The sequence below is a fragment of the Pseudoxanthomonas sp. genome, from assembly GCF_051953815.1.
In the GTDB taxonomy this organism is placed as follows: Bacteria; Pseudomonadota; Gammaproteobacteria; order Xanthomonadales; family Xanthomonadaceae; genus Pseudoxanthomonas_A.
Genome location: NZ_JBQCIJ010000054.1, coordinates 57,910 through 66,470, shown reverse-complemented (window position 1 = coordinate 66,470; position 8,561 = coordinate 57,910). Strand labels below are relative to the sequence as shown.

Annotated in this window: 5 protein-coding genes and 1 riboswitch; of the genes, 2 read left to right on the top strand and 3 right to left on the bottom strand. The window is 66.9% G+C overall.

Annotated elements, in window-relative coordinates:
* Positions 1 to 1,650 (bottom strand): phosphomethylpyrimidine synthase ThiC (gene thiC, locus ACTHN1_RS17330; protein WP_440472161.1); only part of this gene is annotated, 1,650 nt, incomplete at its 3' end.
* 69 nt (positions 1,651 to 1,719) lie between these two features.
* A riboswitch (TPP riboswitch) is annotated at positions 1,720 to 1,823 on the bottom strand.
* A gap of 145 nt (positions 1,824 to 1,968) precedes the next feature.
* Between thiC and ACTHN1_RS17325 the strand changes: the two genes are divergently transcribed.
* Both ACTHN1_RS17325 and ACTHN1_RS17320 read left to right on the top strand, forming a co-directional pair.
* A complete protein-coding gene (locus ACTHN1_RS17325) occupies positions 1,969 to 3,870 on the top strand; it encodes an alpha/beta hydrolase family protein (protein ID WP_440472160.1) in 1,902 nt (633 codons plus the stop codon).
* Between the two features lie 232 nt (positions 3,871 to 4,102).
* Positions 4,103 to 5,650: a BCCT family transporter gene (locus tag ACTHN1_RS17320; RefSeq protein ID WP_440472159.1), complete on the top strand. Its 1,548-nt coding sequence runs from the start codon at positions 4,103 to 4,105 to the stop codon at positions 5,648 to 5,650.
* Positions 5,651 to 5,680: 30 nt separating this feature from the next.
* On the opposite strand, the gene ACTHN1_RS17315 is transcribed toward ACTHN1_RS17320, so the two are convergent.
* Entirely contained in the window at positions 5,681 to 6,550 is an 870-nt protein-coding gene (locus ACTHN1_RS17315; RefSeq protein ID WP_440472158.1) for a phosphate/phosphite/phosphonate ABC transporter substrate-binding protein, read from the bottom strand.
* Positions 6,547 to 8,388 (bottom strand): dihydroxy-acid dehydratase, encoded by a 1,842-nt coding sequence (gene ilvD / locus ACTHN1_RS17310; RefSeq protein WP_440472157.1) that lies wholly within the window; start codon positions 8,386 to 8,388, stop codon positions 6,547 to 6,549. Before ilvD ends, ACTHN1_RS17315 begins: the two co-directional genes overlap by 4 nt.
* Between the last annotated feature and the right edge of the window lie 173 nt (positions 8,389 to 8,561).

Here is an 8,561-nt window from a genome sequence, read left to right as displayed (position 1 = left end):
GGGATCGAGACCCAGGTTGAACTGGTCTTCCCAGCGGAACTCGAAACGTGCCTTCGACAGTGCGTTGTCGCGCGCCTGCGCGCCCGGGTGACCCTTGCCGAGATCCGCCGCGTGCGCGGCGATCTTGTAGGCGACGATGCCCTCGCGCACATCGTCCTTGTCCGGAAGGCCGAGGTGTTCCTTGGGTGTGACGTAGCACAGCATTGCGGTGCCGTACCAGCCGATCATCGCGGCGCCGATCGCGCTGGTGATGTGGTCGTAGCCCGGCGCGATGTCGGTGGTCAGCGGTCCGAGCGTGTAGAACGGCGCCTCGCCGCACTCGCGCAGCTGCTTGTCCATGTTCTCCTTGATCAGCTGCATCGGCACGTGGCCCGGGCCTTCGATCATGGTCTGGACATCGTGCTTCCAGGCGATCTTGGTCAACTCGCCCAGCGTCTCCAGCTCGCCGAACTGGGCGGCGTCGTTGGCGTCGGCGATGCAGCCCGGACGCAGGCCGTCGCCGAGGCTGAAGGCCACGTCGTAGGCCTTCATGATTTCGCAGATTTCCTCGAAGTGGGTGTAGAGGAAGTTTTCCTTGTGGTGCGCCAGGCACCACTTGGCCAGGATCGAACCGCCGCGCGAGACGATGCCGGTGACCCGCTTGGCGGTCAGCGGCACGTAGCGCAGCAGCACGCCCGCGTGGATGGTGAAGTAATCCACGCCCTGCTCGGCTTGTTCGACCAGGGTGTCGCGGAAGATTTCCCAGGTCAGCTCCTCGGCGCGGCCATCGACCTTCTCAAGCGCCTGGTAGATGGGCACGGTGCCGATCGGCACCGGCGAGTTGCGGATGATCCACTCGCGGGTTTCGTGGATGTGCTTGCCGGTGGACAGGTCCATCACCGTGTCGCCGCCCCAGCGGATCGCCCAGACCAGCTTCTCCACTTCCTCGGCGATGCCGGAGGAGACCGCGCTGTTGCCGATGTTGGCGTTGATCTTGGTCAGGAAGTTGCGACCGATGATCATCGGTTCGCTTTCCGGATGGTTGATGTTGTTCGGCAGGATGGCGCGCCCGCGGGCGATTTCGTCGCGGACGAATTCCGGGGTGATGATCTTCTGGATGCTGGCGCCGAAGCTCTCGCCCGGGTGCTGCGCCAGCAGCAGCGCTTCGCGCACCGCTTCCAGCTTCTGGTTCTCGCGGATGGCGACGTATTCCATCTCCGGCGTCACGATGCCCTTGCGCGCGTAGTGCATCTGGCTGACGTTGGCACCTGCCTTGGCCCGGCGCGGCAGCACCCGGCCGGGAAAGCGGACCGCGTCCAGCTTCGGGTTGGTCTCGCGCGAACGGCCGAACTCCGAACTCAGCGCGGACAGTTCCTCGGTATCCCCGCGCTCTTCGATCCAGCGCGCGCGCAGCGCCTGCAGGCCGGCTGCCAGGTCGATGCGCGCCTCCGGATCGGTGTACGGACCGGAGGTGTCGTAGACGGTCACCGGCGCGTTCTCCTCGCCGCCGAACAGGGTCGGCGTGCGGGTCAGCGCGATTTCGCGCATCGGCACGCGCAGATCCGGACGCGAACCGGTCACGAAAATCTTGCGCGAACCGGGAATCGGGCGGGTGACGGATTCGGAAAGCTGCTGGGTGTCCTGCAGCAGGCGGGAGGGCACGGCATTCATCGGCATCGTCCTGGTAGGAAAGCGGGACGAAGCGGCGGCGCATGGAACGCGGGCGGATCGCTGGGATCGGTCGCGTCCTGCGAAGCTTCCCTACGCCGGTCTTAACCGGATCAGGTTCGAAGGGTCTGTCTCAACCGCCGCCCGACAGGCCGGCGATACCCCCGCTTCGGGCGCTATTAGACAACCAAACCGGAGGAAACGCCATTGGCGCCCGATGACGCCGGGCGAGGCTCCGGGTTACCCTCCCGCCGGGGATACAACCAGACCCACAGGGGAAACATGAACACAGGGAAGATTGCTGCATTCGCAGCATGTTGCATGCTGTCGTCGCACGCCACCGCCGCCGAGCCGGTTCCGGTCGAAGCCTTCGCGAAATCCAACCAGTTGCATTCGCCGCGCCTGTCGCCCGACGGACAGCACCTCTCCATCGCCGCCGACTTCGGCGACGGCAACCACGCCCTGCTGATTTACCGCCTGCAGGACATGCAGCAGACCGCGCTGCTGCGGCTGCCGCGCTACGAACTGCCGGCACAGATCTATTGGGTCAGCCCCAAGCGGCTGGTGATCGCCAAGGGCCGCAAGCTCGGCTCACGCGAGGAGCCCTCGCCCATGGGCGAGATCATCGCCACCGATTTCGACGGCAAGAACCAGAAGTACGTGTTCGGCTACCAGCAGAGCACGCGCACGGCCGGCATCGACGCGGGTTTCGGCTACATCGAGGGTGTTCCCGAGGTGCCGAACGGACATTTCTACATGCGTCGGCTGTCGATGAACGCCAGCCGCTCCCAGTTGTACGACGTGGATGCCGAGCGCACGTCCGCCCGCCTGGTCGCCGACATTCCGGTCAAGGACCTTTCGTTCACGCTGGACCGCAACGGGATTCCGCGCTTCGCCTCCGGCACCGACGACAACAACAACTACCTGCTCTACGCGGCTGACGCGGAGGGCAATAACTGGGCGCCGGTTTCCGCCAAGGAACTGGGCGGAAAGTTCGTGCCGTACACGTTCTCCGCAGACGGGAAGAATCTCTACGCCTTCTTCAGCGAAGACGGAGGCCCGTCGATGCTGGTCAAGTCGGACCTGCGGGGCCAGAACCGCAGCGTGCTGGCCAAGGACGATTTCGGCAGCGTCGGCGATCTGGAATGGACCGCCACGCCGATGGAGCCGTTCGCCGCCACGCTGGGCGAAGGCAAGCCGCGGATGGTGTACTTCGACGCCGCCTCCGGCGAAGCCCTGCTGCACCAGAAACTCAACCAGAGTTTCCCCGGTCAGTACGTCACCTACGTCAACCATAGCGACGACGGGGCGGTCTCCCTGCTGTTCGCCTACAGCGACAGGAATCCCGGTGCCTGGTATCTGTTCGATCGCAAGCAGATGAAGGTGACCAAACTGCTGGCCGGACGGGAAGGCCTGGATCCCGCGGCGATGGGCGAACGCCGACCGTTCCGTTTCAAGGCCAGCGATGGCGTGGAGCTGGACGGATTCCTGACGATCCCGGCGGGTGTCCAGCAGCCTTCCCGGCTGCCGATGATCCTGCTGCCCCACGGCGGCCCGCACGCGGTCGGGGATGACTGGGCCTTCGATACCGACGCGCAGTTCCTGGCCAGCCGTGGCTATCTTGTCCTGCAGATCAATTTCCGCGGATCCAAGGGACGCGGTTATCGCTTCGAGCAGGCGGGCTATCTGAAGTGGGGCACCCGGATCCAGGACGATCTGCTGGAAGGCGTGCGCTGGGCGATTGGACAGGGCTATGCGGATCCGGCGCGCATCTGTTCCTATGGCGCCAGCTTCGGCGCCTACTCCGCGATGATGACCGCCGCGAAGGCGCCTGATCTCATCAAATGCGCGGCGGGTGTTTCCGGCCTGTACGATCTCAAGATGATGTACAGCAAGGGCGACATCAAATCGACCCGGTATGGACGCAACTATCTGGAGCGCGTGGTCGGGCGCGACGAAGCGGACCTGGAGGCCAATTCGCCCGCGATGCAGGCTTCACGCATCAGGCAGCCCGTTCTGCTGGTGCATGGCGAGGCGGATGAGCGCACGCCCTTCGCGCAGGCGCGCGCGATGAAGGAGGCGCTGGAGCGCGCGGGAAACACCCCCGAGTGGATGGCGGTGCCCAAGGAAGGACACGGCTTCTACAAGGAAGAAAACAACGTGGCGTTCTATCGCCGGCTGGAAGCTTTCCTTGCGCGGCACATCGGCCCGGGCAAGCAATGACACCCACGCCCGGCCGCGTCGGCGGACGCGGTCGGGCGCCGCTCCGCCAGAAATCACCGGCAGACCGGCGGCACGCGTGCGCCTGTAACCCGCGTTCTCGCCACACGGGAGGCGAGCAAGGCGCCGTAAACAAACGGATTGCTATCATGCGCGCTCGCCGGTGACGCCATGCCCCCTGCGCGGGCCTCTTCTTCCACTGGCGAGCGACTCCGTTCCAGACAAGGAGGCCTGCGTGGTTTTCCGTATCTCCATCCTGCTGGTGGCCCTGCTGGTCGCCGCTGCCGGTCTTGCGCCCGGTCCATTCAACGCCTGGATCCAGCAACAGCTGGCCGGGATCATTTCCAGTGCCGGCTGGCTGTACCTGCTGATCGTGTTCGCCGCGCTGGTGTTCCTGCTCTACCTCGCCATCGGCCGTTTCGCCAATCTGCGCATCGGTGGCGAGGACGCCGAGCCGGAATTCTCCAATGCCAGCTGGCTGGCGATGCTGTTCGCGACCGGCATGGGCATCGGCCTGGTGTTCTGGGGCGCCGCCGAGCCGGTTTCGCACTACTTCAAGCCACCGGAAGGGCTGGCGCCGGGAAGCCTGGACGCCGCGCGCGCGTCGATGCGCTACGTGTTCTTCCACTGGGGCCTGCATCCGTGGGCGATCTATGCGCTGATCGGACTGGCGATGGCCTGGTTCCAGTTCAATCGCGGCGGGCGCGGGCTGATCAGCGATCTGCTGCAACCGGTCATCGGCCGGCACCATCGCGGTTGGATAGGTCACGCGGTGAACATCGCCGCGGTGGTCGCCACCGCGGTCGGCGTGGCCACCACGCTCGGCTTCGGCACGATCCAGATCGCCGCCGGCGTGGCGCGGGTCACCGGCATTCCCGATTCCATCGGGACCGAGCTGGCGATCATCGGGGTGGCGTTCGTGCTCTACATGGCCTCCACGATCAGCGGTATCGATCGCGGCATCAAGTGGCTGTCGAACTTCAACCTGATGCTGGCCGCGTTGCTGCTGGCCATGGTGCTGGTGCTGGGACCGACCGGCTTCATCTTCGATACCTTCACCACCACGCTGGGCACCTATCTCAACCAGCTGGTCAACATGAGCCTGCGGATGTCGCCATTCTCCGGCAGCACCTGGGTGGCCGACTGGACCATCTTCTACTGGGCATGGTGGATCGCGTGGGCGCCGTTCGTGGGCGCGTTCATCGCACGCATCTCGCGCGGCCGCACGATCCGCGAGTTCGTGTTCGGCGTGGTGGTCGTGCCAAGCCTGCTGGGGTTCCTGTGGTTCTCGGTGTTCGGCGGCACCGCGCTGTGGATGCAGATCCTTGGTGGCGTGGACATGAGCGGCGCGCTCGCGCGCGGTTACGAGACCGTGCTGTTCACCCTGTTCGACCATCTGCCGCTGTCGACCCTGCTGGCCGGCATCGCGGTCGTTCTGCTGATGATTTTCTTCGTCACCTCCGCTGATTCGGCGGTGCTGGTGCTGGCCAGCATGTCCACGGACACGCCCGGTGATCCGCCACTCCGTCGCCGCCTGATCTGGGGCGTGGGTGTCGCGCTGGTCGCCGCGACGCTGCTGCTTGCCGGTGGACTCGACGCGTTGCAGGGCGTCATCACGATCACCGCCCTGCCCTTCGCCCTGCTGTTGCTGCTGGTGATGCTCGGCCTGTATCGCGCGCTCAACCAGGAGTACCTGCTGGGACGCCGTCGCGAACAGCGCGCGCGTCGCCTGATCATGGACTGGATTGCGCGCGAGGACGCGAACCAGGACGGCACCGGCTGAGCCGGTGCCGTCGTCGCGTCAGTCGATCCGTCAGTCGATCCGTTCGGCGAGTCTGGCCAGCGCCGCTTCGTCGGCGCGGGTGAGGCGGGTGGCGTCGCCGAATTCCGGCCAGCCCATGCGCAGGCCGGCCATCACGGCGGGATCGTGGCGTTCGACCGCCAGCAGTTCCTCGCCGATGCGGGTGCAGTCCACGTCCGCGTCCGGCCGGCACAGCAGGGGGCCGGGCGGAATGACCGGCGAGCGCCAGATTTCGTGCAGGCCCGCGTGCGGTTCCGCGTCATAGACATCCGCCGCCAGCGCGGCGATGTCGGCCCGGCCTTCCCGCAGCCACGCCAGCGACGCGGCATGCGAACCGGCGTGGTCGACGCGCGCGAACGCGGCTTCCGGCCGGGCGATGCCCAGATCCGCCAGATGGCCACGCGGCACGAAGCCGCCCGAGGCCGAATCCGGCCCGACCAGCACCAGCCGCAGCGTGGCCGCCTCGGCGACGACGGCTTCGCCGGACAGCGGACGACGGGCGACGATGACGGCGCGGTAGCGCTGCGCCTGCGCGGGTGGAACCTCGGGCACCGGCAGCGTGGCGACGCCGCCTTCCGGCAATCGCAGCGCCTGCAGGTAACCGTGCAGATTGGGTACCGCTACATCGACTTCACCTGCCGCCATGCCCGCGATCAGCGCCGTGGGCGAGGCCAGCACGCGTACTTCGACGGAGCGCTGGAGGCGACGGCCCAGATAGTCGGCCAGCGGCCGGATCGCCGCCGCGCGATCACGTTGCGGATAGGCGTAGGTCGCCACGACCAGCGGCGCGGGTTCGGCCGCGCGCGCCGGCGTGCAGGTGGTGGCCGCCCATGCGATCGCCAGGCAGGCGGCCACGCGCGGGAGGCGCAAACCGAAGCTCATGCGCGATCCAGCAGCGCCTTGTCGCGCACCGCGCCCTTGTCCGCGCTGGTCGCGAGCAGCGCGTAGGCCTTCAGCGCGGTGGTCACCCGCCGCGCGCGTGGCTGCGCGGGCTTCCATCCCCGCGCGTCCTGTGCGGCGCGGCGCGCGTCCAGCTCCGCCTCGTCCACCAGCAGGTTGATCGCGCGGGCGGGAATGTCGATGCGGATGCGGTCGCCATCGCGCACCAGGCCGATCGCGCCGCCCGCAGCCGCTTCCGGCGAAGCGTGGCCGATCGACAGGCCGGAAGTTCCGCCGGAGAAGCGTCCATCGGTCAGCAGCGCGCACTGCTTGCCCAGCCCCTTGGATTTCAGATAGCTGGTCGGATACAGCATCTCCTGCATGCCGGGCCCGCCCTTGGGACCTTCGTAGCGGATCACCACCACGTCGCCGGCCTTCACCTCGTCGCCGAGGATGCCCTTCACCGCGGCGTCCTGGCTCTCGTAGACGCGTGCGTTGCCTTCGAACACATGGATGGATTCGTCGACACCGGCGGTCTTCACCACGCAGCCGTCGCGGGCGATGTTGCCGTACAGGACCGCCAGGCCGCCTTCCTTCGAGAACGCATGTTCGACATCGCGGATGCAGCCTTCGGCGCGATCGGTGTCGAGCGACGGCCAGCGCGTGGCCTGGCTGAAGGCGACCTGGGTGGGTATGCCCGCCGGCCCGGCCTTGTAGAAGGTGTGGACGTTCTCGTCCTCCACCACGCCCACGTCCCATTGCGCGATCGCGTCGCCCAGGGTCTTCGCGTGCACGGTCGCCACCTGCGTGTGCAGCAGGCCGCCGCGCGCCAGCTCGCCCAGGATCGCCATGATGCCGCCGGCGCGATGCACGTCCTCGATGTGGTACTTCTGGGTGTTCGGCGCGACCTTGCACAGCTGGGGCACGCGCCGCGACAGGCGATCGATGTCGCGCATGTCGAACGGCACCTCGCCTTCCTGCGCGGCGGCGAGCAGATGCAGGATGGTGTTGGTGGAACCGCCCATCGCGATGTCCAGGGTCATCGCGTTCTCGAACGCCTCGAACGTCGCGATGCCGCGCGGCAGCGCGGTCGGGTCCTCGCCGCCGTACCAGCGGTGGCACAGCTCGACCGCCAGCCGGCCCGCGCGCAGGAACAACTGCTCGCGGTCGGCATGGGTCGCCACCACCGTGCCGTTGCCAGGCAGCGACAGGCCCAGCGCCTCGGTCAGGCAGTTCATCGAGTTGGCGGTGAACATGCCCGAGCACGAACCGCAGGTCGGGCAGGCGCTGCGCTCCACCGCCGCCACCGCCTCGTCGCTGGCGTTCGGGTCGGCCGCCATCACCATCGCGTCAATCAGGTCCAGCTTGTGATCGGCCAGGCGGGTCTTGCCGGCTTCCATCGGTCCGCCGGACACGAACACGGTCGGGATGTTCAGCCGCAGCGCGGCCATCAGCATGCCCGGGGTGATCTTGTCGCAGTTGGAGATGCACACCAGCGCATCGGCGCAGTGCGCATTGACCATGTACTCGACCGAGTCGGCGATGACCTCGCGGCTGGGCAGCGAGTACAGCATGCCGTCATGACCCATCGCGATGCCGTCGTCGACCGCGATGGTGTCGAACTCCTTGGCCACGCCACCGACGCGTTCGATTTCGCGCGCGACCAGCTGGCCGAGATCCTTCAGGTGCACGTGTCCGGGGACGAACTGGGTGAACGAGTTGGCGATGGCGATGATCGGCTTCTGGAAGTCGCCGTCCTTCATGCCGGTGGCGCGCCAGAGCGCACGGGCGCCGGCCATGTTGCGCCCATGGGTAGAGGTCTTGGATCGGTATTCAGGCATGGTCTGCGGGGGAGTCGTGTTGCGCGGAAGGCGGCGATTCTGCGGACTTTTCATGGTTGCAGTTGCAACCATCGCCACGCAAACCGGCCTCTCATCGGGACATTACCGAAAATTCTCCCGCTGCGCTTGACAAGCCTCAAACCGGCATGTTTCTCTTGCCGCATGTTGCATCG